The sequence below is a fragment of the Psychrobacter sp. LV10R520-6 genome, assembly GCF_900182925.1.
Classification (GTDB): Bacteria; Pseudomonadota; Gammaproteobacteria; order Pseudomonadales; family Moraxellaceae; genus Psychrobacter.
The window spans coordinates 2,949,608-2,976,039 of record NZ_LT900024.1 but is presented as its reverse complement, the minus strand read 5'-3'; the positions used below and the strand labels follow the sequence as shown (position 1 = coordinate 2,976,039).

General features: G+C 42.4%; 25 protein-coding genes and 4 tRNA genes. 15 read left to right on the top strand and 14 right to left on the bottom strand.

Translation table 11 applies throughout. The features are described from left to right. Window positions 1–130 precede the first annotated feature (130 nt). The 7 genes from U1P77_RS12505 (at window position 131) to U1P77_RS12475 (ending at window position 5,201) form a co-directional block, all read left to right on the top strand. Window positions 131–205, top strand: a tRNA-Gln gene (locus U1P77_RS12505). 248 nt (window positions 206–453) lie between these two features. Next, window positions 454–528 (top strand) — tRNA-Gln (locus U1P77_RS12500). A gap of 94 nt (window positions 529–622) precedes the next feature. Then, on the top strand, window positions 623–1,570 hold the full coding sequence (locus U1P77_RS12495; protein WP_321155290.1) for a ribose-phosphate pyrophosphokinase: 948 nt from the start codon (window positions 623–625) through the stop codon (window positions 1,568–1,570). 399 nt (window positions 1,571–1,969) lie between these two features. Beyond that, a complete protein-coding gene (locus U1P77_RS12490; protein ID WP_321155289.1) occupies window positions 1,970–2,659 on the top strand; it encodes a 50S ribosomal protein L25/general stress protein Ctc in 690 nt (229 codons plus the stop codon). 136 nt (window positions 2,660–2,795) lie between these two features. Next, window positions 2,796–3,377, top strand: coding sequence for an aminoacyl-tRNA hydrolase (gene pth / locus U1P77_RS12485; RefSeq protein ID WP_321156699.1), 582 nt, complete (start codon window positions 2,796–2,798; stop codon window positions 3,375–3,377). Between the two features lie 234 nt (window positions 3,378–3,611). Beyond that, window positions 3,612–3,992, top strand: coding sequence for an aspartate 1-decarboxylase (gene panD / locus U1P77_RS12480; RefSeq protein WP_321155288.1), 381 nt, complete (start codon window positions 3,612–3,614; stop codon window positions 3,990–3,992). Window positions 3,993–4,229: 237 nt separating this feature from the next. Beyond that, window positions 4,230–5,201: a calcium/sodium antiporter gene (locus U1P77_RS12475; protein ID WP_321155287.1), complete on the top strand. Its 972-nt coding sequence runs from the start codon at window positions 4,230–4,232 to the stop codon at window positions 5,199–5,201. Window positions 5,202–5,253: 52 nt separating this feature from the next. Here the strand turns inward: U1P77_RS12475 and U1P77_RS12470 are convergent, their stop codons facing one another. The 3 genes from U1P77_RS12470 to U1P77_RS12460 all read right to left on the bottom strand — a co-directional run bounded on the left by U1P77_RS12470 (window position 5,254) and on the right by U1P77_RS12460 (window position 6,448). Further along, on the bottom strand, window positions 5,254–5,910 hold the full coding sequence (locus tag U1P77_RS12470; protein ID WP_321155286.1) for an RDD family protein: 657 nt from the start codon (window positions 5,908–5,910) through the stop codon (window positions 5,254–5,256). 189 nt (window positions 5,911–6,099) lie between these two features. Then, window positions 6,100–6,176 (bottom strand) — tRNA-Arg (locus U1P77_RS12465). A 183-nt stretch (window positions 6,177–6,359) separates the two neighbouring features. Further along, window positions 6,360–6,448 (bottom strand) — tRNA-Ser (locus U1P77_RS12460). Window positions 6,449–6,980: 532 nt separating this feature from the next. Between U1P77_RS12460 and U1P77_RS12455 the strand changes: the two genes are divergently transcribed. After that, window positions 6,981–7,775 (top strand): hydroxymethylpyrimidine/phosphomethylpyrimidine kinase, encoded by a 795-nt coding sequence (locus U1P77_RS12455; protein ID WP_321155285.1) that lies wholly within the window; start codon window positions 6,981–6,983, stop codon window positions 7,773–7,775. A 131-nt stretch (window positions 7,776–7,906) separates the two neighbouring features. Here the strand turns inward: U1P77_RS12455 and U1P77_RS12450 are convergent, their stop codons facing one another. The 7 genes from U1P77_RS12450 to hemL all read right to left on the bottom strand — a co-directional run bounded on the left by U1P77_RS12450 (window position 7,907) and on the right by hemL (window position 16,248). Further along, window positions 7,907–8,476, bottom strand: coding sequence for a YggT family protein (locus U1P77_RS12450; RefSeq protein WP_321155284.1), 570 nt, complete (start codon window positions 8,474–8,476; stop codon window positions 7,907–7,909). Window positions 8,477–8,721: 245 nt separating this feature from the next. Beyond that, entirely contained in the window at window positions 8,722–9,555 is an 834-nt protein-coding gene (proC, locus tag U1P77_RS12445) for a pyrroline-5-carboxylate reductase (RefSeq protein ID WP_321155283.1), read from the bottom strand. Window positions 9,556–9,759: 204 nt separating this feature from the next. Then, entirely contained in the window at window positions 9,760–11,439 is a 1,680-nt protein-coding gene (tilS, locus tag U1P77_RS12440; protein ID WP_321155282.1) for a tRNA lysidine(34) synthetase TilS, read from the bottom strand. 129 nt (window positions 11,440–11,568) lie between these two features. Beyond that, window positions 11,569–12,372 carry an acetyl-CoA carboxylase carboxyltransferase subunit alpha gene (locus tag U1P77_RS12435; RefSeq protein ID WP_414479016.1) on the bottom strand — a complete coding sequence of 268 codons (804 nt, stop codon included), beginning with the start codon at window positions 12,370–12,372 and terminating at the stop codon, window positions 11,569–11,571. Window positions 12,373–12,656: 284 nt separating this feature from the next. Continuing rightward, a complete protein-coding gene (gene ppx, locus U1P77_RS12430; protein WP_321155281.1) occupies window positions 12,657–14,183 on the bottom strand; it encodes an exopolyphosphatase in 1,527 nt (508 codons plus the stop codon). Window positions 14,184–14,550: 367 nt separating this feature from the next. Beyond that, complete coding sequence (locus tag U1P77_RS12425; protein WP_321155280.1) at window positions 14,551–14,697, bottom strand: hypothetical protein; 147 nt, start codon at window positions 14,695–14,697, stop codon at window positions 14,551–14,553. 249 nt (window positions 14,698–14,946) lie between these two features. Further along, complete coding sequence (hemL, locus tag U1P77_RS12420; RefSeq protein ID WP_321155279.1) at window positions 14,947–16,248, bottom strand: glutamate-1-semialdehyde 2,1-aminomutase; 1,302 nt, start codon at window positions 16,246–16,248, stop codon at window positions 14,947–14,949. A gap of 364 nt (window positions 16,249–16,612) precedes the next feature. Here hemL and U1P77_RS12415 point away from each other — a divergent pair, with 364 nt between their 5' ends. Beyond that, complete coding sequence (locus tag U1P77_RS12415; protein ID WP_321155278.1) at window positions 16,613–16,999, top strand: hypothetical protein; 387 nt, start codon at window positions 16,613–16,615, stop codon at window positions 16,997–16,999. 102 nt (window positions 17,000–17,101) lie between these two features. Here U1P77_RS12415 and U1P77_RS12410 read toward each other — a convergent pair whose 3' ends face one another. Then, entirely contained in the window at window positions 17,102–17,458 is a 357-nt protein-coding gene (locus U1P77_RS12410) for a zinc ribbon domain-containing protein YjdM (RefSeq protein ID WP_321155277.1), read from the bottom strand. Window positions 17,459–17,796: 338 nt separating this feature from the next. Between U1P77_RS12410 and U1P77_RS12405 the strand changes: the two genes are divergently transcribed. Continuing rightward, on the top strand, window positions 17,797–18,561 hold the full coding sequence (locus U1P77_RS12405) for a CAF17-like 4Fe-4S cluster assembly/insertion protein YgfZ (protein ID WP_321155276.1): 765 nt from the start codon (window positions 17,797–17,799) through the stop codon (window positions 18,559–18,561). A gap of 159 nt (window positions 18,562–18,720) precedes the next feature. Further along, entirely contained in the window at window positions 18,721–20,049 is a 1,329-nt protein-coding gene (locus U1P77_RS12400; RefSeq protein WP_321155275.1) for a D-amino acid dehydrogenase, read from the top strand. A 145-nt stretch (window positions 20,050–20,194) separates the two neighbouring features. Here the strand turns inward: U1P77_RS12400 and U1P77_RS12395 are convergent, their stop codons facing one another. Beyond that, window positions 20,195–20,734, bottom strand: coding sequence for a molybdopterin dinucleotide binding domain-containing protein (locus U1P77_RS12395; protein WP_321155274.1), 540 nt, complete (start codon window positions 20,732–20,734; stop codon window positions 20,195–20,197). A gap of 5 nt (window positions 20,735–20,739) precedes the next feature. Next, the gene (locus U1P77_RS12390; RefSeq protein WP_321155273.1) at window positions 20,740–21,435 is read right to left on the bottom strand and encodes a molybdopterin-dependent oxidoreductase; all 696 of its coding nucleotides are present in this window, start codon (window positions 21,433–21,435) and stop codon (window positions 20,740–20,742) included. 40 nt (window positions 21,436–21,475) lie between these two features. On the opposite strand from U1P77_RS12390, the gene U1P77_RS12385 reads away from it, so the two are divergent. The 3 genes from U1P77_RS12385 (at window position 21,476) to U1P77_RS12375 (ending at window position 23,677) form a co-directional block, all read left to right on the top strand. Continuing rightward, window positions 21,476–22,293, top strand: a protein-coding gene (locus U1P77_RS12385) for an IS5 family transposase (RefSeq protein WP_321155272.1) whose coding sequence is annotated in 2 segments (ribosomal slippage) — window positions 21,476–21,857 and window positions 21,857–22,293 — 819 coding nt in all. Because the reading frame shifts where the segments join, the coding sequence is not laid out codon by codon here. Window positions 22,294–22,697: 404 nt separating this feature from the next. Next, a complete protein-coding gene (locus U1P77_RS12380; RefSeq protein WP_321154869.1) occupies window positions 22,698–23,399 on the top strand; it encodes an IS1 family transposase in 702 nt (233 codons plus the stop codon). Between the two features lie 74 nt (window positions 23,400–23,473). Beyond that, window positions 23,474–23,677, top strand: a complete 204-nt coding sequence (locus U1P77_RS12375) for a CsbD family protein (protein WP_321155271.1) — start codon at window positions 23,474–23,476, stop codon at window positions 23,675–23,677. 680 nt (window positions 23,678–24,357) lie between these two features. On the opposite strand, the gene U1P77_RS12370 is transcribed toward U1P77_RS12375, so the two are convergent. After that, window positions 24,358–25,065, bottom strand: coding sequence for a ZIP family metal transporter (locus U1P77_RS12370; RefSeq protein ID WP_321155270.1), 708 nt, complete (start codon window positions 25,063–25,065; stop codon window positions 24,358–24,360). Window positions 25,066–25,440: 375 nt separating this feature from the next. On the opposite strand from U1P77_RS12370, the gene U1P77_RS12365 reads away from it, so the two are divergent. After that, window positions 25,441–25,911 (top strand): hypothetical protein, encoded by a 471-nt coding sequence (locus U1P77_RS12365; RefSeq protein WP_321155269.1) that lies wholly within the window; start codon window positions 25,441–25,443, stop codon window positions 25,909–25,911. Window positions 25,912–26,432 lie beyond the last annotated feature (521 nt).

Sequence of the window (26,432 nt, the reverse complement as noted above, 5' to 3'; positions counted from 1 at the left end):
ACAACGGTAGGCTTAGTGTCATTAATTTGCTAGAATAGCGCTGGTATTGGCCGATTATGAATATAAAACTAGAAAAAGGCGCAAATGTCTTGCAATATCGAAATATTTATTTATAATAGGTCGCGAATATAGGGGTATAGCCAAGTTGGTAAGGCATCAGGTTTTGATCCTGACACCGTTGGTTCGAGTCCAGCTACCCCTACCATATTTTTAGTTTGTATTGCTTGATTCATACTTATAATAGGTGCTAGCATAAATAGCTACTTATTTTATAGCAATTGACAATACCTTCCCAGTTTCGGTATAGTTCGCAACGAACACCGTTAGGAAATGTTGTTTTTAAACGGTTTAACCGTTTTCTAAACGACTTAAAAGGCAGCTCAGCCATTCTAATATTTTTTATTAGAAATTTGTTTAATATTAGACATCGGTAGTGCACAGCTTACATATTACAGGGGTATAGCCAAGTTGGTAAGGCATCAGGTTTTGATCCTGACACCGTTGGTTCGAGTCCAGCTACCCCTACCATTTTCTAGAGTCATGTTCACCACACTTTTCTTAATTTGAGCAGTTTGACACTGCTTAGCGGTCGCTGCTTGAGTCACTCAATAGGACTTCTGTCATGCCTTATTTGGCGATTTTTACGGGTAATGCCCACCCAGAACTAGCGAAAACCGTAGCCGACCACCTCCACATTCCTCTTGGTAAAGCTGACATCACTCGTTTTTCTGATGGCGAAATCGCTATAGAAATCAAGGAACACGTACGCGGTAAAGACGTGTTTATCATGCAGCCTACCTGTGCGCCAACCAATGACAATTTGATGGAAATCATGATGATGGCTGACGCCTTGCGGCGCTCAAGTGCCGGGCGTATCACTGCTGTGATGCCTTATTTCGGTTATGCCCGTCAAGATCGTCGCCCGCGCTCAGCTCGTGTACCTATCTCTGCCAAAGTCGTTGCTGATATGCTTAATATCGTCAGCATTGATCGGGTCATGACGGTTGATTTGCATTCTGATCAGATTCAAGGCTTCTTTGATATTCCCGTTGATAACATCTATGCGACTCCTGTCCTGCTTAATGATCTCAAAAAACAAGATTATGACAACATTATGGTGGTCTCACCTGACGTTGGCGGTGTGGTGCGTGCGCGCGCAATGGCCAAGCAATTAGGCGATACCGACTTAGCTATTATTGATAAACGCCGGGCGCGTGCCAATGAATCACAAGTAATGAATATTATCGGTGATGTTCGTGACCGCGATTGCGTGATTGTTGATGATATGGTCGATACCGCTGGCACCTTATGTAAAGCCGCACAAGCGTTAAAGGACAGTGGGGCACGCCGCGTGCTGGCCTACATTACTCATCCTGTTTTATCCGGTAATGCGCTCAAAAATATTAGCGAATCAGCACTAGATGAGATTGTTGTTACCGATACTATTCCGTTATCTGCTGCGGCAAAAGCTTGTAGCAAAATTCGGCAAATATCTATCGCCCCAATGCTAGCTGAGAGCTTACGCCGCATTAATAATGAAGAATCTATTAGTGCCATGTTTGATGCCTAGAGGTTTAAATCATAATTGCTGGTTTGCTATTGGACTGCTTAAACAACAAAATTGTTTATAAAAAACTGGCGTCAAGATGAAAATCTTGGCGCTAAGTATTATCTGTAAGCCTTTATTATTGCACCAAAACCACGTATAATGCGCGCCTGTGCTGATCATTTGTTCTATATGAGCAGGACAGCATCAAAAAAAGTGCTGAGCACGCTACACGACGACAGCTATAATGATAGTTATTATTAAGCTAAACGACGGGCGGTAGCAAATAGCACTAGGTCGTCGTTACTGGTTTTTATCGTTGGTAACCATGACTGATGGCTATCATCACCTATTAGTGGATCGGTCGCAAATCCACTTTTTTATAACCAGACACTTCATCACTCTTTTTACAGGATTATACCCATGAGCACTAATCATTTTGAACTATATACGGTTAATCGTTCTGCAGACCAGCAAGGTAAAGGTGCGAGCCGCCGCCTACGCAAGCAGAATCTTGTTCCTGCTATTATTTATGGTGGTAACGCAGAACCGAAAGCTATCTCTATCAAACTTAACGAATTGGTAAAAGCGCTTGAATTCGAAGCCTTCTTCTCGCACATTTTGACCATTACGGTTGATGGCGAAGCACATCAAGTCGTTATCAAAGACCTACAGCGCCATCCTGCTAAAGGCTTTCCAATGCATGCTGACTTTCAGCGCATTGTAAAAGGTCAAAAAATCAGCATGAATGTTCCTATGCATTTTGTGGGTAGAGAAGAGGCACCAGGTACTGAAAAAGGCGGCGTACTATCTACGCTGGTATCAGATATCGAAATCTCTTGCATACCCTCATTATTACCTGAGTACTTACAATTAGATGTATCTACTATGGAAATTGGTGATCTATTCCGTCTATCAGATATCGATTTACCTGAAGGCGTCGTTATTAATGAGCTTGAGCTAGAAGACGGTCATGATCGTACTATTGTTAACATGCGGCCACCAACGGTTGAAGAAGTTGACGAAGACGCTGAAACTGACGCTGACGAAGTTCCTGCTACTGAGCAAAGCGACAAAGCTACTGCTGATGACGCAGACCAAGACGGCGAATAATAAGTACATTAATTTGTACTTATATTAAAAAAACAGCAGGGGATAAATGTCTCCTGCTGTTTTTGTAAGTGCCGCTTGTGGATTATATGCGGCAAGTTTCATTCCATTATTTATTAAATTGAAGCAGAGTACAGTCATGTCCCTAAAGCTTATCGTCGGTCTTGGCAATCCTGGTCAGCAGTATATGTTTACGCGCCATAATGCTGGATTTTGGTTCGTGCAGCATTTAGCGCATCAGTTCAATATCGAGCTGAGCCCTGACAAAAAGTTTCATGGGGTAACCGGACGCGGACAGATTCATGGTCATGATGTGCGACTATTACTGCCTCTGACCTTTATGAATAAATCTGGTGAGTCAGTAGTGCCCATGGTCAATTTTTATAATATTGATAATGACCAATTACTCATTGCTCATGACGAGCTGGATATTCCAGCAGGTAGTATCAAGCTAAAAACAGGTGGCGGACATGGTGGTCACAATGGTCTGCGTGATATCACCCCACATATTGGCAGTGACTTTCACCGTTTACGTGTGGGCATTGGTCATCCAGGTCATAAATCTAAAGTCACTGGTCATGTGCTCTCTAAAGCCTCGCCTGATGAACAAATCGCTATTGATAGTGCGCTTACTGCGACCTTTGAGTCGCTACCACTATTATTAGAGGGTGATATTGAACGCGCACGTACGCAAATTAATGGCTTTAAACTACCGGATTGACAAGGTATTATACTTTCTTTTAAACAAGCGGATATTTTGATATACGTCGGTATAAACCATATTTTATGGCCATGCTTAAATATTCGCTTTAATTCCTGAGTTAGCAGCACTAGCTGCTATCTCAAATTTGGGCACCGTGCTCAATTTTGCGTGCTGAACAGGTTCCTTACCCTTTAATTTGGCGGCAAGCGCCCCCATTAACCTATTACTTTTGTCACGCTAAGGAAGCAATCTATGCTACTTAATATGCTTAAATGCAAATTGCACCGTGCCCGCGTCACGCATGCTGAGCTCCATTATGAAGGCTCGTGCGGCATCGACGGCGATTTATTAGACCTCGCTGGTCTGCGCGAAAACGAGTCCATCGACATCTATAATGTCACCAATGGCAAACGCTTTCGTACCTACGCTATCCGTGCTGAAGCCGGCTCTGGCATCATCTCTTTGAACGGTGCTGCCGCTCATATGGCCGACTTAGGTGACATTGTTATCATTTGTGCCTACGCTCATTTTGATGAAGTTGAAGCAGATACTTACCAGCCAAAGCTGGTCTATTGCAATGAAGACAATACGGTCAAAGACACGGCTAATATTATTCCGGTACAAGTCGCTTAAATATTTATTTCACGATAACTGAGCGTTTTTATTTTGTACTGTATTTAAGATTTTTTAAGTTTATAATGTCTTAAATATTGATTAGAAAAACTAAACGTCAGGATCTATTATTTAAGTTATTTTTATCGTACTATTAAAAAATTATGCTAATATAAAAGCTGAATTCAAATTGTGATTCAGCTTTTTTTTGCCTTTTGATAAGGTCAATTATTTTTTAATAGACAAGGAAACATACTGATGTGGTTGGCAGTTATTGCAGTAGTAATAGGTCTTGTAATTTTGGTCTGGAGCGCTGATGTCTTCATTGATGGTGCAGTAGCTTTAGCAAATAAGCTAAACGTTCCAAGTTTTTTGATTGGGGTAGTCATTTTAGGGCTAGGTACATCAGCACCTGAGATGGTGGTGTCCGTATTAGCAGCACTAGAAGGTAGCCCAGAGCTGGCATTGGGTAATGCTTATGGTTCCAACATTATCAATATTGCCTTAGTATTGGGGGCAACCGTGTTGATAAGTCCAATCATCATTCGCAAAAGTATCATTAAGCGTGATATGCCTTTACTATTGTTAGTAACGGCAGTGGCAGCATGGCAGCTAAGCGACGGGGTATTGAGCAATACTGACGGTATTATGCTCATAGTATTGCTAGTAATGGTCTTAGGTCTTCAAATTGTGCTAAGCCTACGTGAGGGCAATCATGAGCATGAAGATGATACTATAGAAGAAATTGTAGATTCTGAACACAGCATGGCGCGTGGCCTAGGTAGCTTGTTTCTTGGGCTATCAGTGCTGATATTGAGCTCGCGAGCTATCGTTTGGGGCGCGGTCGAGTTGGCTACATTTTGGGGTTTAAGTGAGCTGATTATTGGTTTAACTATTGTTGCCATCGGTACCTCATTACCTGAATTGGTAGCCAGTATATCAGCCGCGCGCAAAGGCGAGCATGATATGGCTTTGGGCAATATTATCGGATCTAATATTTTCAATACCTTAGCAGTAGTAGGACTGGCAGCACTTATCGCGCCTATTGCCCCTAACGCCATCATCTTATCGCGCGATGTATTGGCTATGGGAATTTTGACTCTGTTATTGTTTGCAATGTGTATATTTTCCTACAAAACTAAGCGTAAATTCGGTCGTGCCTCTGGTGTCACCTTAGTACTGTTCTTTGTCGGTTATTCCTTTTTACTTATCCGAACGGTTAGTATGTAAGTAGGGTCAGGCAAACATGGTCGTATAAAGACTATTACTTAAGAACCGTCAGTTAAGTTTTATTTTTCTTACGGTTCTTAAAGCCACTCCATAAGCCTTCATGCTGTACTTTTGGCATCTTCAAGGTAATAGTATTCGATAGCATATCTTGCACTGCCAAACCGCGACGGTTAAAGAGGCAAAATACGTAATTAAATATCCATCCTAAAAAAATACTGGCCAACAAAACAGCACGCGAGCCATCAATTAAGCTGCCAATAATTCCGCATAACAAAGGGATCAAACAGGCCGCTAATATACGCTTAAAGGACTGACCCCATGTCAGCAGATGACCGGCATTATTGACCGTTTTTAGCCGCCACGTTTGCATCCCTAGCGTCTGACCACCGCGACGCCAAAACAAACCATAGAAGCCTACTAGCGTCAGCACAAATGAGGGGGTCATGATAAAGTTCTGATACCAAGTCGGTAACGACTGCGCCTCTGCTGACTGGGTTCCAGCTTGCATGGTCAGCAGCGTGCCAATGACTGTTAGCACTGTCCCTACCAAGAATAACAACGCCAATATCAACATCCCATCGTAAACAATAGCAACAACCCGCTCCATTGGTTTGGCAATGGTAGGTTCTTCCACTTCTGGCGTGCGTTGTGGTCGCATTTTTCGCTGGTTTTTAGACTTAATAGCCCCTTTCGACATACTTTTTGACATGGTACGAGCTCGTAGCAAGCAGAGAATAATAGCGCTATTGTACCGTAATTAAGCCAGTTATCGTATATTATCCTGACCGGCTTTTAGACCACTAGTACAAAAGCGACAGACATAAAAAAACCGCCGAAATGTCATAAGACAGGCGATTGATTTAGTATATAAGTGTTGCTCTATAATTTAGTATGCAAATGGTGCGCCTGGAGAGATTCGAACTCCCGACCCCTTAGTTCGTAGCCAAGTGCTCTATCCAACTGAGCTACAGGCGCGTATTGCACATCATCTACTGCGAAGTTAAAAACTTTACAGCAAATTAGGTTGGCTATTATATAGATAATACAGCTAGTGTCAATGTCTTTTAACAATTAAAACAGCATTGTTCCTATTTTAAGGGTTAAATCATCACTGATTTTAGTTTGCTACATTATAAATCTATTAATAACTAAATATAATGGAGGTGAAGGAGGGATTCGAACCCTCGATACGCAGAACGTATGGTTCCTTAGCAGGGAACTGGTTTCAGCCACTCACCCACTTCACCAAACGATGTCAGACTTTTTAATTTTTAAAACTTAATCTCTAAAAAGATTTAAGCTCTAGAAATAAGTATCTTTGCAAAAGATACGTCTTATGTCGTGGGCGATTATTATAACAAAGCCAAAACGAATTGCAAGCCTTATACGCAATTTTCATGACTCTTTTGAGTTAATTGTAGATATCAATCGTTTTGATACACTAATATGCGTTAATTCCTAAATTATTTACCTTATCTTTGACGGCTTTGGGTCAAAAGAACAATAAACCCTTCCCTATTGCTGTGGCTTTTCTTGCCGAGGATGGCTATAGTAACTGGCAATGATTAACCCAGAGCGTGTTATCTGTTAAATGGTAAGGCTTAAAATACGATAAGTTAATGCTAGACCAAGAAAAGCTCGTAATGAATATGAGCCTATCGTTAAGAATTTTAATACCACTTAGCGAAAATTTGGCTATTTTAAGAGTATAGAAGAAGTACAAGTGTTAATTGACAACACGCCCTAAACAACCCTAATAAAATATAAATAGGAGACCTTATGCGACCAGTCGTATTGTGCTTTTCAGGATTAGACCCGTCAGGCGGTGCTGGGCTACAAGCAGATATTGAAGCGATCGGACAAGCAGGTGCTCATACCGCAGTTGCTTGTACTGCTATCACCGTGCAAAGCTCGCAGCAGGTGTTTGGCTTTGAAGCGTGTGCGACCGCATTGGTAGAAGCCCAAGCCACGACCGTGCTAGATGATTTACCCGTTCGCGTCATCAAGTCGGGTATGTTAGGTACGACGGATAATATTGCCATGCTAACCCGCTTATTCGCTAAGCAGGTTATCGCTGAAGGCACACCTTTCGTACTTGATCCGGTGTTGGTTGCTAATAGTGGCGGCAGCTTAGGCGATGAGCAAACGCTAGTTGCTGCATTTAGAAAATTATTGCCCTATGCCACTTTAATTACGCCCAATACTCACGAACTCCGCGCATTAAGTGGTGAGCAAGATTTACATATTGGGGCGCAGAAGTTATGTGAACAAGGAGCGCATGCGGTGTTGGTTAAAACCTCGCATGACTTTGATAGCGGTGATATCGAGCAGTATCTGTATGTGCAAGGTAAGATGGTACATCAAAGTACCCTACCACGCTTAAACGGCGAATTTCACGGCTCTGGCTGCTCACTCGCCAGCTTTATCGCTGGACGCTTAGCGCTGGGCGATGCATTGATATCAGCCGTCATCGCAGCGGATCATTGGATTACTCAGACCTTGACTGCGGCTGACGCGCCTCATCCTGATGATGCTAATGCACAGTTAATACCGAATCGTTTTGTACATTTTTAAAGGCTATTGTTGTTTTGCTTTCAAAACACAGCGTATAAAAGTCATTGGCTAGCGGAAAAATAAGCATAAAAAAGCGCTCCATTAATATAGAGCGTTTTTTTATACGGTAAAATATTATTTAACCTAGCTGTTTAACCTAACATTGGCATAAAGTTTGAGGCCAACGCACCGATCATAATTTCTAGTAAGTAAAAAGCAAAAAAGGCAACCATAGGTGACAAATCAAGCATGCCAAGGTTTGGCGTAATACGGCGGAACGGGGCTAAGATTGGCTCCGCTAAACGCATAATAATACCAATAATGGGATGCGATGATTGGGTGAAAACCACAATCCAGCTGACGATAATAGAGCCAATTACCAAGTAGCGACACATACGCAAAAAGTCTAGAACCAAACTGACTGAGCCAGTGAAAAATAAGGGAACAGGCGCGATACCTTTATGAGTTAACGCTGCCTTACCAGAGATATCAATCAGCCGAATTAAAAGCATTAATACAATCGCGGCAATGCTGATACGCCCTTGGGCAACGGTCGGAAAGATACGCCCGAACACATCCACTATGTGGGTGGCTTTATAAGCAGGGCTAATCATGGGATCGCTGGCGTCCATGTCTGCAAACTGTAGCATAAAGCGTATAAACACCAACAGCATAGCGAAGGTGGTGACCAAATCGAAAATTTGCAATAACATATTGTTCATGAAGCGCTACTCAATATACCCGTATTAACAGAGGCCATTATTAAATTCTTATTACTACAGCTAGCTAGGGCGTGTTATCAATTAAGTAATGAGGATAAAAGTGAGATAGATTTTCGTCAATCAAAGTAAATTTTGCAGAGAATATGAATATATTGTCTATAAATTTTCAAAGAGTGGCGGAAATATAGCCATTTTTAGCCCATTAGATGTTAATTGTGTTAAATGATGACACGCCCTAAAGTTAATTAATCTTTCATCTCTTCGCTAAGTGCTTGGCTACGGTCAGAGCAGGCTTTCATTGCCTCAGCGATTTGGCGACCGATCTCATTGTCTTGCATTGATTCAATCGCCGCTTGAGTGGTACCATTCGGTGACGTGACTTTGCGACGTAGTTCAGCTGGCGTATCATCACTGCCCATGGCCATTTTTGCTGCGCCTAAGACTGTTTGCATAGCGAGCGCTGAGGCTTGTTCTTTGTCCAACCCTAAGGCAACCGCACCATCTATCATTGACTCGATAAAGTAAAAGACATAGGCCGGTGCTGAACCGGAAACAGCCGTCACCGCATGCATATGCTCTTCATCATCTACCCACATGACCAGACCTGAAGCTTCCATTACTGCTGTTGCCAACTGCTTTTGTTTCTCAGTAGTATCATCAGTACCGTATAGACCTGTGGCACCCATTTGAATCATAGCTGGGGTGTTAGGCATAGCGCGTACGATATTGCGATAACCGCCAAGCATACTAGATAAAATATCGGTTGATAAGCCTGCTGCTACTGAAATTACCAACTGATCATCCAAGACATCAGCAAACGCACTAACCACGGCTTTCATCACTTGCGGCTTCACTGCAAGCACAATAACGTCAGCATTGATAACCGCTGCTTTTGGATCGGAGACAGGGTCAACGGTATTCAGTTTAAGCGCCGTTGACTGCTTACGCACCTCCTCGCTAGGATCGGCTACCGTAATTAGTTCAGGCTTAACACCACAGCTAACAAGCCCGCTAATCAGGGCCTGCGCCATGTTCCCGCCACCGATAAAAGTAATTTTCTTATTATCTAATACTGACATTTCAATCTCCTAATAACAGTCCCGTATTGGCAACTTTGCGGTAACTTTCGAAAGTCTTCAAAGTGATATAACGGCATTTAAAGTGACATTTAGTTTACCATACTGCCACTGCGACCGTTTGATAAATTAGTGACGACAACAATAACATTTAACTCTGCTAGATGGTTGAGTTAAACACTGAGTCAAAAGGGGTGTTTTAAATCTTTAGAGGTGTTTAATAGAGTCTTTGAGGCTTAAAAGGCTACTGACAACCTTATCGATATCATCATTTATCATATTTACTGCTGTTTTATCCAACCCTAACACCCAGCTGTCGAATGGTGATAGTAACAATATTGGTAGATCAATTGGCGACTCAATTGACTGAGCATCCTCTGCATTAGTGGAAACAAGACTAACAACCACCAAGCTATCACGTAGCCACAAGGGAATGCTCAACGTTTGGTATAGTTTTTTGCCTGCTTGTGGTCGCGTAGCAAGCGCGGTTTGTACTCGCTGCTGACGACCTAACGGTTCGATCTTTAACACAACCTCATCCTGGCTGCTTATCAAGTTCGCTATATTTATTAATGAATTATCATTAACCAATGAACCGTTTAAACGACTTAGTAATTGCCCTATTCCATTGAAGGTTAACGGTAACTGCCAAATGAAACTTTCACTTGTACGTAAGGTGATTGTCGTTAGGATTTTTTGAGGCGAATTGCTTTTAGAGGAACTGACTTTAGACAATCCAGTTTTAGAAAAATCGATTTCATAAAAACTAGCAGTAGCTAATGTTTGCCTTTGTTCAGCAATCGGTATAGTAAGCCATTTCAGCCAGGTAGTGCTGAGACGATAGAGTTGCTCACGATAACGCCAAATGGTGTACTGTTGCTTGCGACCTTGCCAATCTAATTGGGTCTGATGGTCATTATCGCTACGCTGAGTTAGGCTTAGCGCATCATCTATCAATTGTTTAGAGGGCGGTAGCGGCTCGTCTTGCCCTAACCAATAATGGAGCAATTGCCGCTGGCGGTAGAGTGGTAGGAGGTGCAAATCAGGAATGCTAAGCACCCGTTGCGCGGGTGGCAATTGTAATATTGTAATAGCAGTCTGTTGCAAATCTTGAGCAGCTTGCGCGCTGACGGTTGCTTGAGCATCGGTAAGCAGCTGCGCGCTACGGGCAATATTATCAATCACATTAGCATTATAAGCTGCTAATGCTGGCATGATTTCACGGCGCATGCCGCTACGTACGTTATCACCGTTGTCATTAGTCGGATCGTCAATATAGGGTAGCTTTAGCTGCTTCGCATAGGTACTAATATTCGAACGGCGTATCGATAACCACGGTCGCCATAAGATATTACGGCGTGCGCCTTGCGTTTGTACTCGCCACGGCTGCATACCTGACAAGCCGTTTACTCCTGCGCCTTGAATCAAGCGCATCAGTACAGTCTCAGCTTGGTCGTCGGCATGATGGGCTAATAATAAAACATCATCTTGATTGATATGGGACAGCATGACTTGATAACGTGCTTGCCGCGCTGCTTGCTCGTCATTACCTTTTACCTGAGCGTGTAAAATCTGACAAGGCATTTTCTGAGTATGCGCCCATTTGGCAACGTGCATTGCCCAATTACTGCTATCAGATTGTAAGCCATGATCGACATGTAATAACTGCGGCAAAAATGGCAGCTTACCTTGCTGATATAGCTGTAAACACAGCGCTGCTAATGCCAGTGAATCACGGCCACCACTACATGCCAGCCAAATACGGCGACCGTGTAGCTGGTCATAAGATTCAGCCACGCTGTTCAATAATGCCGTTGCTAGAGTTTCATCTATCGGCGACTCAGATAATGGCTCAATAGGATGTGGAAGGATTGCGCTGCTGGTCATAATCAATCTTATCTATTTAATTTTATATACAAAAAAACGTGCCATAAAATGACACGTTATTATCTTAGCATTAATCTAAGTATCTAATATTAGATAAGCTCAATATTAAATAAGCTTAGTGTTCAGTCATTAGGAAGGCAACATTACTTCTGAGTCAAAGGACTTGAGCTTCTCATAACGTTGTTCACAACGGTCGTATGCATCCATGCCTTGGAGCTCATCTAATTGTTCAATTAAAAGCGCTTTAAGTGAATTCATTACTGGCTGTGGATGGATATGGGCGCCCTCTCCTTCGTCGATGATCGCGTCAATCAAGCCCATTTGATAGAGATTAATGGCATTTAATTTTAAGGCTTCACTGGCATCTTGTGCTTTTTCGGCTGTTTTCCATAAGATAGACGCACAGCCTTCAGGAGAGATGACCGAATAAATGCTATTTTGCAGCATATTAACTTTATCACCAACCCCGATAGCAAGTGCGCCGCCTGAGCCACCTTCACCAATGATGGTAACAATAATGGGTACTTTAAGGCTTGAGAATACTGCGATACTTTCGGCAATTGCTTGTGCCTGTCCACGCTCTTCAGCACCGATACCAGGATAAGCACCTTGAGTATCGACAAAGGTCATGACCGGAATATTAAAGCGCTCAGCCATTTTTACCAAGCGAATAACCTTACGGTAGCCTTCAGGGTTTGCCATGCCAAAGTTATGGGCGATACGCTCGCGAGTACTACGGCCACGATGTTGTCCGACCACCACTACTGGCATGCCATCTATGCGTGCCAGACCACCAATAATCGCTTTATCATCAGCAAAAGCCCGGTCGCCATGCAACTCATCAAACTCAGTAAATAGCTGATTAACATAGTCCATAAATAATGGACGTTTGGCATGCCGTGCAAGCTGAACGCTATCCCAGACGGTGCTCATAGACGTTTCCTTTTTATTGTTATCGGATATAATTATATAGTGTGGTTACATTTACATGTATAGCTGAAAAGTAGGGTCATAACGTAATGTTAATATCGTAAGCAACTGTGCTGCCCGTTTAAGCATCATGAAAGTACAGTTGTAAACTCAATAAAAGCTATAGTAGCACAGTTAATATGCCATGGCATTACTGACCATACCGCTTTTGTAATGTTAGTTTTTAACTAAATATTGATTAAAATACCAACCAATAGCGCTATTGAGACCCTAACTTTTTAATAACCTTAGGCTTCAATGACGCTCAGCTTAACACCCCACTTGGCAAACTGTTCAATCTCATCGCAAAGATCGGAATATAAAAATGCATAATGCTTGTCGTCAGTACTAACGGTAATTTGCCAGAAATTGGTGTCTGTGACAACCAGCTGCATCTGAGGCAGGTCATATTCACTACGGCTATGATGAGCTAAGACCGCAAGTCTTAGTAGCAAGCACAAATAAACCAGTTGATTACCACCAAGGATACAAGTTTTCTCAAGCATATCGCCTTTTAGCTTGCGCCTATGGCTCAGCATCAATTGGGCCATACGCTTTTGATCCACTTGTGAAAAACCAGGAATATCTGGGTTTTCAAGTAGATAAGCACTGTGGTGATGATAGTTGCTGTGACTGATCGCAAGTCCAATCTCATGCAAATAAGCAGCACGTCTCAATACATCTGCATCATCGCCAGTCAACTGTAAGTCATTTTGGACTTGCTTGAGTAAATGACGGCTAGTTCTGACCACTTGTCTGGCTTGTTTTTTGTCCACAGAATAGCGTTTAATTAGCGCCAACACACTGCGGTCACGTACATCTTCACTAGCAAAGCGCCCAAGCATGTCATACATGACGCCTTCGCGTAGCGCCCCATCAGAGTAAGTAATAGTTTCCACACCAAGTACCTTCATAGCGGCGCGCAGTACGGCCACCCCTGCTGGAAATACGGCCTTGCGATGCTCTTTAACACCAGTTAGCTCAATGTCATCGACATTACCAATTTTAATTAATAACTTTTCTAGTTTTTTGACCCCTTGATAAGTCACGCGCTCTTGATCATCGGACCAGCCTTTTGAGACTAGGGCGTTCCGTACCGCTTTAATCGTACCACTAGAGCCGACCACGCTATTCCAGCCGGTCTTTTGGTAGCGACCATTAATAGCTAATATTTCTTTACGGGCCGCCGCAATAGCATCATTAAAAGCTTTGTCAGTAATTTGACCATCCGCAAAGAACTTTTTAGTGAAGGCAACACAGCCCATCTGTAAGCTTTCGGTCAATAGCGGATCAAACCCTTTACCAATAATAAATTCTGTTGAGCCGCCACCAATATCAATGACCAAACGCTTATCACTACTGGCATTGGTATGGGAGACACCCAAATAAATCAATCGCGCTTCTTCGCGTCCAGCGATGATTTCGATAGGTTTGGGCAAAATCTCATTGGCACGTTTAATAAAGTCGTTAGCGTTCTTAGCTTGGCGCAGCGCGTTGGTTGCAACAATACGAATACGTTCAGGCGGCACTGAATCAAGGCGAGCAACAAAACGACTCAGACACTCAAGACCCCGGCGCTCAGCAGCGGCATCTAAAATATTATTTTCATCCAATCCTGCTGCTAACTGTACTTTTTCGGACATGGAAGCTACTTTTCTTACTTCACCGTGGTCAAGGCGAGCAATAGCCAGATGAAAGCTGTTAGAACCAATATCAATGGCTGCCAGCAGTTCGTCATCGGCGATTGGCGGTTTTTTAAGGTAATTATTGAGCATAGGAAAAGTAGTTACCATGTGGGCTAGATGGATTGTCTAACCATATAAAAGGTGGTGCTCTATGTAGGTAGTACGACTATCAATTTACGCCATTCTGACGCATCATAGGCAAGTTTGGTCATTAAAGCATTTATGCCAAACACTGGCAAGCACGACAAAACTCTTACTAAGGCGCCTTCCGAAAATAACTAGCAGGGGAGTAGAAAGCGAACGTTGAGTGCTCTGTTAGCGCTTGTATTCACCAATAGCGTCTGCTACATTTTACATGAGTAATATTCTAATAAATAACAATCACTTATCTGTTATTTGTAGGTGCGTATTATGGGTACGTATTAAATAACACTATAAATAACACTATAAATAATAATTAGTCATTAACAGCAAGGACTTCGTTGCCGTCTAACATATCCAAGTCATTCTCAAGCCCATACTTCTCATAAGCAGCCAGCCAAGGGGGTGGGTTTTGTGGTGGGTTTTTTGCATTAGAAGAGCTATTGTCAGACGTAGTGTTCATAAGATAGCGTCCTTGCTAAGTAATTTTGGTTGGCCTCAGCATAGCATGGTTTAATGGCTATTTTGCAAGCTCCTAAACAGCTGTCCGTCCCAATTTTTTGGCTATTTTCATTCACTAAAGCAATTAACCCTATTTTGAGCATAACCTTTCACATCAACAAAATTTAACCACAAAAAAACCAGCACAGTGATCCGTGCTGGTTGTCATTTTAAGATTTAGAACTTAGAGCTATTGCATAAAACTATTAAATTATACTTTTGCCATTTCTGCAAATATTTCATCAGCTGCTTTAATAGAAATATCCAAATCTTCATCGCTATGCTTAATGGACATAAAGCCCGCTTCATAAGCGGATGGTGCCAAATAAATACCACGATCTAGCATGCCATGGAAGAAAGTGTTAAAAGCGTCCATATTACATTCGGTCACATCATCAAAATTAAGTGGAGTGGCAGTGTTACTGTCTTTGACAAAGAACATGCCAAACATACCACCAAGCTTATTGGTGCGCAAATGAATGCCGTGTTTATCAGCGGCAGCTTGAATACCCTCGATTAAATAGTCCACCTTAGCGGATAAATTATCATAAAAACCCTCTACTGTTAGGTCTTCAAACATAGCAATACCTGCACGCATTGCCAGCGGATTGCCAGATAAGGTGCCCGCTTGATAAACGCCGCCGAGTGGCGCGATGCAAGACATAATCTCACGCTTACCGCCAAAGGCACCTACCGGTAGACCTGCGCCGATAATTTTGCCAAAACAAGTTAAGTCAGGCTCAACACCGAAATAGGCTTGAGCGCCGCCAAGTCCCACTCGAAAGCCAGTCATTACTTCATCAAAGACGAGTACTGCGCCGTGCGCGGTGCATTGTTCGCGCAAGGTATCATGAAACGCTTGATCAGGAATCACCATATTCATGTTGCCCGCGATAGGCTCAACGATGACGCAAGCAATCGTGTCACTCCATTTCTCAAAACAGTCTTTAATCGCTTGCGGGTCGTTATATGGCAAAGTGATAGTGTGCTTAGCAAAATCAGCGGGCACGCCTTTCGAAGTCGGCTCGCCAATATCAAGCATTCCTGAGCCGGCTTTTACTAGCAAGCTGTCTGAATGACCATGATAACAGCCTTCGAATTTGACGATATTGTCACGCTCAGTAAACCCGCGCGCCAGACGAATCGCACTCATAGTCGCCTCCGTGCCCGAACTGGTCATGCGTATCATCTCAACACTAGGAACGATGTCGCAGATTTTATCGGCAACCGTAGTCTCAAACGGTGTTGGCGTCCCAAAGCTAAGTCCATCATCGGCGGCTTTTTTAACCGCATCGATAACTTTTGGGTGCGCATGACCTAAAATCATTGGGCCCCATGAGCCAATATAATCAATATAGGCATTGTCTTCAGTGTCATAAATCTTGCTACCGTTAGCGCGGTGCATAAATACGGGTGTACCGCCTACTCCAGCAAAGGCACGCACTGGCGAGTTCACGCCACCGGGAATATGTTTGCGGGCTTGGGCGAAAAGTTGTTCGTTTTTAGTACTCATAAGTATTCTCTATTATTTTATTGGGATTTAATCTTAATAATTCACTGTAGCTACTTCTTCTTTTAGAGATTAATTCTTTTAAATGTTACTTTGACAGCCTTGAGTGCTGCTCAGCAAAAAACACAATACCATGCGATTGCTTATAACGAAAAGCTACACCTCTATCTCAGATAGTCGCCATTATTAAAAGCAATTTTTATCAGAAGATAAGTCCAGCTCACCACACACTTACTTTCGCTAAAGCAATGTAGCTACGATAATGTATTTATAATAATGCACCTACAATGATGTGCCTTTTAATAATGCGTTTATAGTATAGTGAAGCCGGACCATAAACTTTTGTCGGATATGGAAGTAATAAATTATGAATAGTGCACCTAATAGTTCTATAGAAACGCCCACTCCAAAGCTTATGAATCATCAAGAAGCAATAAATATTATTCAAGCACTTATTGATGGCATCAATCCTCTATCTGATGAGCCATTACCCAGTAATAGCTTATGCCTGAACGATGATATCCAACGCGCCCTGCAAGCTGCCATTCCTGCGCTTGAAAGTAAAATTAAAGCCGATATCCGTAAGTCCAATCTTCCTGTCAATGCTGGTAAGCCATGGAATAGCGAAGAAGACCAGCAGCTTATAGATGCTTTTGATAACGGCGATTCTATTGTCACACTTGTCGAATATCATCAACGTACCAAAGGCTCAATTACTTCACGGCTGGGCAAATTCGGTAAAATTATTGACTGACCGTTATCTGACAAGCATTTAGTCAACGCTTAACGCTTCTTAATACCACTTAGCGAAACTGTCGCTGAGTGTTTAAGGCGTTATTTGAAATATTTTGGTCAATTAAGCCTTTTTAACCACTGAGGACTTCAACTTCATGGGGCCAAATCCTTCAAGTTTACAGTCAATATCGTGACCATCGGATGCATCAGGCAATAGACGGATACTTTTTGCCTTGGTACCCACTTTAATAATGGTTGATGAGCCTTTCACTTTTAGGTCTTTAATCACAGTAACCGCATCGCCATCTTGCAGCTCATTGCCGACCGCATCACGGATAACGCTATCTTGTTCAGCGCCCTCTTCTGCCGTATCAGTTTCAGCCGCTGTCCATTCATGGGCGCACATCGGACATACCAATAACGCACCATCTTCGTAAGTATAATTTTCATCACATGCGGGGCAAGTGGGTAAGCTCATAATATCCTCGTTAGCCGTAAAAACAGGGGCGGTTTTAAAGCAATTATTTTAAAGTAAACTAAATCAACATTGTACCGCAAGACGCTATCTTTAACCAATCGGTTCGCTTGAAAACGCTACTCTTTGCCCAACTTATACTCTAAGCCTGCCGTTTTTTATGTGGCTGTTTTTTGTGGTATTCTCTTTAAACTTATCTACTTCTATACTTAATTTTTCTGTCTTTAAGTAATATATTTAGAACACCCTATATTTAACGACTGTTTTTTAATAGCTCTCTTCAGTACTTACTTCAGTACTCGAATTTGATTACTTAAATTTTTATAATAAGGATAAAAACTATGAATGATTCTTTGAACCCATCTCCTATGCCGCAGTTTCAACAGTTGACTATCCAAGGCGACGACGCCGAAAAGTTCTTACAAGGCCAGTTAACTTGTGATGTGACCAAACTGGGCCTCAGTTATCAGGCAGCCGCTATCGGTAATCTAAAGGGTCGTATCGAGTTTGGTATTTGGATTAAAAAACAAGCTGAGAAGCATTATGATGTGGTTATCAGTGCCGATTGTGCTGACGCCTTAAAAGCGCATCTCAATAAATATGGTGCCTTTTCGAAGTTTGAAACCAGCGCGCCGACGCCGATTTACCCTTGCGTACTGGCAGATGAGACAACCTTTAGCCACAAAGACACCCACAATACGCCAGAGGATAATCAAGCGTGGATGCAATGTAGTATCGCCACGGGTAATTACTGGATAACAAGCACCACCCAAGGTGAGTTTCAACCGCAAGAGTTGCGTCTGCATCAACGCGGCGGTATGGATTACGACAAGGGCTGCTATTTAGGGCAAGAAGTTATCGCCCGTATTTATTTTAAATCGGCACCCAAAGCATTTTTGCATCATGTACAAGGGTCAAGCGACGTGCCAGCAGAAGGTGAAAAACTGGGTAAGATTCAAGTGGTCAATGCGATAGCAAACGGCCAAGATATCCAGCAGGGTTTTGAGGCGTTAGTAGTGGCTCGTCCAGACCATCTTGCTGACAGTGATTTAACAATAATGGAATTACCGCTAGCTCTACAAGCCGATGTTGCCCGCCTTAAGTAGGACATAGTTGGCAAACATTAAGTAACGTCCGAATCTAGTCGAAACCAAATTATTCTGATACAAAAAAATCGAGCGCAGATAGTACGCATATTACAGCAAGCAAGTTTGACACCGTAGTAGAGTTACATGAGCTTGGCTGTCTTAACTATAGAGAGTGATATGACACATATTGCAGTACTCGGAGCAGGCGTGGTGGGCGTGACCACCGCATGGTATCTTCGGCAAGCTGGCTATAACGTGACAGTGATTGATCGCGAGTCAGCAGCAGGAATGCAGACGTCATTTGCCAATGGCGGACAGATATCGGTATCACATGCCACGCCTTGGGCAAATCCCGCAACCCCATTAAAAGCACTCAAGTGGCTGTTTAAAAAGGACGCGCCACTACTGTATCGACTGCGCGCAGATAAGGCACAGCTCAAGTGGGCTATGCAGTTTTTGCAAGAATGCCGCGCGGACAAAGCAGATGCTAATCTGGTGCAAATGGTGCACCTCGGATTATATTCACGAGATACTTTGCAACAGCTGCGTGCTGATATTGGTATTAATTACGAACAGCAAGCGCGCGGTATTATGCACTTTTATACCAGCCAGACTGAGTTTAATGCCGCCATTGCACCGACTAAGCGCATGCAGGAATTGGGCTGCGAGCGTCACTTAATCGATATCAGTAATGCGGTCAGTCTAGAACCAGCACTCTACCCTATCGCTCACAAGCTCACTGGCGCGACTTATACCAGCCGCGATGAATCAGGTAATGCGCACTTATTTACCCAACGACTGGCGGAAAGATGCGTAAAAGCTGGTGTGCGGTTTATGTACGATACCGAGATTATAGCGCTCAATGCGGACGCCCATTCTGCCCGTCCGCATGTACATAGTATTACCATTCATCCAAAAGGTGAAAACGCCCAAACCTTTAGTGCAGACAGTCATGTATTAGCACTGGGTAGCTATAGCGTGCCCTTGGTCAAACCCTTGGATATTCATTTACCTATCTTCCCTGCCAAGGGCTACTCAGCTACCTATAAGGTCAATCCACGTGCGCCGCATTTAGCACCGTTTATTAGCCTTATTGATGATGAATATAAACTGGTCATGTCGCGCCTAGGTGATAAATTGCGGGTGGCGGGAACCGCAGAATTTAATGGCTATAATTTAGAGTTAAACCCGACGCGCTGCGAAGCTATTACTCACCGCGTACAGCAGCTATTCCCCAAAGGTATTATCGCTAATTCCGTTGAATACTGGGCAGGACTACGCCCTATGACCCCATCGAATGTGCCATTAATCGGGCGCGCGCACTGCGGTCAAGTTCGTCATGGTAGTCATAATACAGATGCTACCTTTGATAACTTATGGTTAAATACTGGCCATGGAACGCTTGGTTGGACGCACGCTTGCGGATCAGCAAAAGCGATTAGTTTATTGATACAAGGCGAGAGTCCACCCGTCGATTTTGACTTCGTTGGTATAAAGGCTCAATAAATACCAGTTTAACGGCGTCAGTCTCATAGCTAAAGTACAGTAGTTTCAGTACAACAGCAAAGGTAATACAAACATAAAAAAGGCGCTTACTATAGGTAAGCGCCTTTTCAGTTAAGATGATTGATGAGTCTCTAGATCAATAATCTTAACCCAGTGCCTCAAGTTCAACAGCTTCTATCTTGATTGCCTCTAATTGCACCGGTACGCCATTTACTGCCGCATTACCACTCAACTGATCAATTAAGGTATCGTCCGTCAGATCATTAACGCTGACGCCAGCATGCGCTTGGGCAATTTTTTGCTTAACACCTTTACGACCGTGACCCCAACCATGCGGAATGCTGGCAACCCCTGGCATGAGCTCATCGGTGACTTCTGCTGCAATAATAACGCTGCCCACTCGAGAGGTGACTTTCACGTTTTGACCCTGCTCAATGCCATGCTGCTCAGCGGTTTCAGGATGCAACATCAAGGTACAGCGTGACTTGCCTTTTACCAATCGATGGCTGTTGTGCAACCATGAGCTATTACTACGCACATGACGACGGCCAATAAGTAGAATCTGACTGTCGTCGTATTGCTGCATCATTTCTTTCACGCGGTCTAAATCTACTTGATAAAAATCAACATTGAGATGAATCTTCTTATCTTTATGCTTTAAGGCTTGCGGTAACATACCTTTCATAGGACCTAGATCAATACCGTGATGATTTTTTTCAGTTTCTTTAACGTCATGCCTTCATAAGGACCACGTCTCAAACCTTGATCGAGCAAGAATTTTGGCCCCAACACCTTGACTAACGTACGCTCGACTTTGGTTGCCAAAGGCACTTTTTTGTTCAAGCGTTTCGCGAGCTCTAGGTAAATTTGCCAATCGTGTCTTTCATTCTTTTTCTTACTGAACAACGCCTTCGAATATTTCGCCACATTATGTACGGCAAAATTATTAAAGGTGAGGTCATAATGATCGCGCTGTAGTGGGGATACTGGCGGCAAAATTATATTGGCATGACGACTGGTTTCAGTAACGTAGTAATCAAACGCTGCCATAAAGTCCAACTGCGAAAAGGCTTTGTCTAATTTTTCACCATTGGGGGTACTTAATACAGGGTTGCCAGCGACGCTGATGAATCCCTTCAACTGCCCTTCACCTTCTACCAGCATCTCATCCGCCATAGCCACTACCGGATACTCGCCATTGAAATCGGGCAAGTTACTTACTCGGCTAAGCCGCTTACCTAGATAGCCTGAGCCCGAATTATTAACGACGTCGACCGCCGGGTTAGGGAACATTAAACCGCCAACTTCATCCAAGCGACCCGTGACGATATTAATGACCATAGCGAGATACTGACTTAATAGACCTCTTTCCAAACCAGAAAACATGTTAAATCAACCAACAAATTACCTAACAGACGCCCTCATCATGACATACAACGAACTTATCAAACCAGCGCACCACTTCAAACGGTACATAGGCGTCAACAAAGACACCTTCGATAAAATGATCCAAATATGTCATCAGAGCTATCAAGTTAAGCATAAAAAAGGCGGGCGTCACAGTAGTATCAGCGTAGAAAACAAACTACTCATAACGCTCACCTATTACCGAGAATACCGAACCCAGTTTCATATTGCTCAAGACTTTGGTATATCAGAAAGTGCGGTATGTAAAAGTATTCACTGGGTAGAGCACGCGCTTATAAAACATCCAGACTTTGCATTACCGAGTAAAAAAGCCCTATGGCAAGACCCTTACATGGATACCGTACTCATTGATGCCACAGAAGTGGCCATAGAGCGTCCCAAAAAAAGCAAAAACAAGGCTACTCCGGTAAAAAGAAACGACATACCCTAAAGGCTCAGATAGTGGTTAACAAAGCGGATAAAAGTATTGTCTGCACTCATTTCAGTACCGGTAGATGTCATGATTTCACCCTCTTTCGTCACTCAAAACTAACCATAAACGAAGACATAACGATTAAAGTAGACTCAGGCTATCAAGGTATCCAAAAACAGCATAGCAACAGCGTATCCCCTCAAAAAAACAGTAAGAAGCATCCATTAACGCAAGAACAGAAGAGAGAAAATAGGAAGCTTGCGGCTGAACGCATTACTAATGAGCCTGTTATCGGTGTCTTAAAACGTTTTAGAATTTTATCTTGTCGCAATCGCAATCGAAGAAAGCGTTTCGGGCTGCGGTTTAATTTGATTGCTGCTATTTATAACTTAGAGTTAGCCTAGTTTGGAAAGAGGTCTATTAACATTTTAGCGCAGAAGTCCCCTACCTCTAAGGTAGTGGGATGAATGCGTCTTGACAAAATCTCGCTTAGTTGCTAAATTCTACTTAAGGAACAGCATTTCAGACCTTTAGAGCAATCTAATAACATCATCGTTAGTCTGTCACCGAATTGCTTAAAAACAGCAATAATGTGAACCCTCGGTGCGAGGGGGATAGCTCGGTAAACTTGCCTAACCGCTATTGCAGAACATCGCAAATAAGTATGGGTATTACCCAAGAAACCCCTACCTCTTAGGTAGTGGGTAGTTCATAAGAGTATCTATTAAAAAACGGTGGTGTATCAAAAAGTATGCTGAGTAAATAAAGGAGGGGTGCCAGTCAAAGCAAAGATGCTATATTTGAGGTTATGAAGACACAAATAGAGATTAATTGCCCCGACTGCCACAGTCCTAGTCTAAAGAAAAACGGTATAAAAAGCTATGGTAAGCAAAACTACCAATGCAAAGACTGTAAACGTCAATTCATTGGCGACCACGCCATTACCTATCAGGGTTGCCACTCTAAAATAGAGCATAAGATACGACTGATGATAGTACGAGGCTGTAGTGTTAGAGACATTGCCACTATCACCTCTGTCAGCATTGGCAAGATACTAAGCACCATAGGCTCATCGATCTATAAGATCTCACCAAAGCAGCATTACTACTCGCGTTTAGAAGTTGATGAGTTCTGGACATACGTACGTTGCAAGAAGCAGAAGGTATGGTTAATCTACGCCTATGACCGTGATACTGGTGAGATTGTTGCCCATGTTTGGGGTAAACGTGATTTAGCCACGGCCAGAGCGCTTCGAGCTCGTCTTAAGAAACTTAAGGTGAGCTATGGTTCAATCAGCATGGACAACTGGGATAGCTTTAAAACCGCCTTCAAGGCAGACCCTAAGCAGATTGGTAAAAGATATACTGTTGGCATAGAAGGTAATAATTGCCGTTTAAGACACCGATTGAGGCGAGCAGTTAGAAAGACTTGTGCTTTTTCTAAGAAACTTGATAATCATTTTAAGACGTTCAATATGGTGTTCTTTTATATCAATTATGGTTATGTCTAATGCCAGCATACTTTTTGAAACACCACCCCTAAAAAACTACTAAAAATGATAAATCCAATAAAAGGAATATAATAATGAACAAACATACCTTAAAAGGCGAATGGAACCAAATGAAAGGTTCAGTAAAACAAAAATGGGGAGATCTAACTGATGATGACCTTACCCATATTGAAGGTAACCGTGACAAGCTAGTTGGTCGTGTTCAAGAGCGTTATGGTCATGCAAAAGATGATGCTGAGCGCGAAGTAGATGACTGGCGCCGCGAAAACAAATACTAACTTATGACTGACCTATTGATAATACTTTATACAAGTTACTAATCTGAACAAAAAAACCGCATCGAGCGATACAAATAGCTATGCGGTTTTTTATTGTTTAACGTTTAGCAATTAACTAAAAATAAGTAGCAAAATCAATAACTTCCGATCAAAGGAATAGAGCATTCCCTAATAAGTATCACTGCGCAAACTGTGTTGCCATCTATGTAAGGTCTTTTTATATCAACCAGAATTGTCGTAGAATCTAGATTTTCATAAAGTCTAGACACGATAAAGCCGCATAGCAATTAATTGTTATGCGGCTTTATTGTTAACGATCCATGTTACCCATCACCACTTCAATCGCTGCATCCTTGCAAGATATTAAGTGCGTCGTGACAGCTGGGCATCCTACCCATTACGTACAACTACTATTGGTATTATCTACCACCAGCACGGGATATGTGTCCTTTCTTCAGTTACCATTACCATCCTGATACTAGTAACTGAATTATTATCCATAATACGGTAAACTCAATCCTTGAGTCACACTCCCTGATGCCGTACGTCTATAGTGTCAAATTGTTGCCCTGTTGTTAAGTCGCGTGAGCGTCTTTGCTTGTAAGCATATGCTTACAAGCGCTTTATAATGAGTCATTTCTTCTTACTTCTCTTCATTCCTTACTTTTTTTTATTTACTTTCAAATCAACATCTCACCAACGATACCGATCAAAAATCCTAGTGACGCGCCCAATGAGGTCAGATGATTCTTATCTAGCTTGCTATCAGGAATGATATCTTGAATGAGTAAATATAATATTCCCCCACTAGCAAATATCATCAGATGCGCAGTGAGATTAGGATGCTGACTCAACAAGAAATGACCGATAAGCGCTGAGAGAATACCAAAGAAGCTGAGCCCAAAGAAAATAAATAAGGTTTTGTTGACACTAAAGCCACTTTGTACCAAATCGCGAAACGAGTTAAATGACTCCGGCAGATTCTGTAACCCTATAAATACCGCCAGTAATAATGCCATCTGTGGCTCAATAGCAAATACGGCGCCGAGTGCGATAGACTCAGGGACAAAGTCCATCATCATTGCTAGTAAAGTCGCTTGTTGGCTACCCGACTTCGCCAGATGGCGATCAATAGCCATAAACAACACCGCGCCCAGCAAGAAAGAGCCCATCACTCCCCAAACACTCAATTCTTCCATGCCTTTAGGCACTAACACTAACGCTAGTGCCGATAGGATAATACCCGCCCCAAATGACATTAAGGTATGAATTACCTCGTATTTTACGGGGCTCTCTTTGATGTGGTGGTCAAACAAATTGGCCAACAGTCCGCCAATAAATACCGTTGCACCAGCAAAACCCGAGAATAAAATAAGCTTAAACAGCATGATTACTCCTTTTCTTTGTTGCTATGCCTACCTAGTCAAGCTTTTATTATCTATAACAAACTATCATTAGAGTCTTAGCCATAGAAAGCCTATGAGCAAATTTTTCTTATTCAAAGCGCGCAATAAGTAAACGAGCGTTTGCATTGATTACAAGTTATTAACGTAAACTACATATGCTATCAAGTTTTATGCTTTACTATAGATAATGTAAGGAAATATTTCAAATTTATACGACGGTGATTAGTGAGGTATAAGTGAAATAGAAGCTTTTGAATTCGCTATTATATTAGACCCTTTATAGCCCACGTTGTATTTTTAGAGATTAAAGACAACCCCATCGCTATTGATTTAATATCTATTATTGGAGATTTCATCGTGAAAATTTTACATCTTTTTTCGCTAAAGACTGCCCTATCCGCTGGTCTCGCAGTTACCTTGTTAGGCACGACTGTTGGTTGTACCGTTGTAGGTCCAGGCTATGACAATCAGCCCGTGTATCGTGGCGATAATAATAATCGAAACGATAGTTTTAATCGCGTAAGCCAACAGCTGCGTCAAGATCTACGTAGTAAAGGCTATCGGGTCATGGATATCAGATCTGACAGCTATCGTGGTGATCGGGCAATTACGGCTTATGCCAAAAAGAACCATCAAGCTTATGAATTCAAATACACTTATCCTAGTCTAAGACTCATCAGCTCAAATAAGAGAGACTGGTCTAATGATTGGCAAGATGATAAGTATCAAAGCAACAAAGACCACCACAAAAAAGACAAACATAAAAACAAAGGTAAACATAAAGATAACGGGAAATATAAACACGATAACCGATACAAAAATCGGTAGTATAGTTAATCCAATTCGGAAACGGTACAGTGCTACTGGGCTGAATTTTTTGCAGCCTCTGTCCCGCTTGCGAACAGCACGCAAGAAAAATTTATACCAGTAGCACGCTGATATAAGTGACTCTTTTATTTTGAATCCACTATATTGGAGACACCATCAAAAGAGACTCGCGTTATCCTGCCACTAAGCAGCGAGCTATCAATAAAATTAGGTCTATGGGCTACCGTTTCAAAGACCTAATTCTTTAAAAAATAATCGTGGCGTCCTTGAAATTGAAGCCAGACGTGGCTCTCACGATTATAAAATATTACACAGCTATCCGAGCTTAAATGTCATTAAGATTAAAAAAGACTGATTTTGACTGAGACTGATTTTGCTATGTTAAGCTAAGATTTTGGCGTCATTTGTGAGTTGACGCCTATAGTCAAATAAATCAGTCCTTGATTTATTTGACTTTTTTTATCCTATACTTTTATTCTGGAACATTAAAAACATAACGATACTAAGCAATACGCTATTAC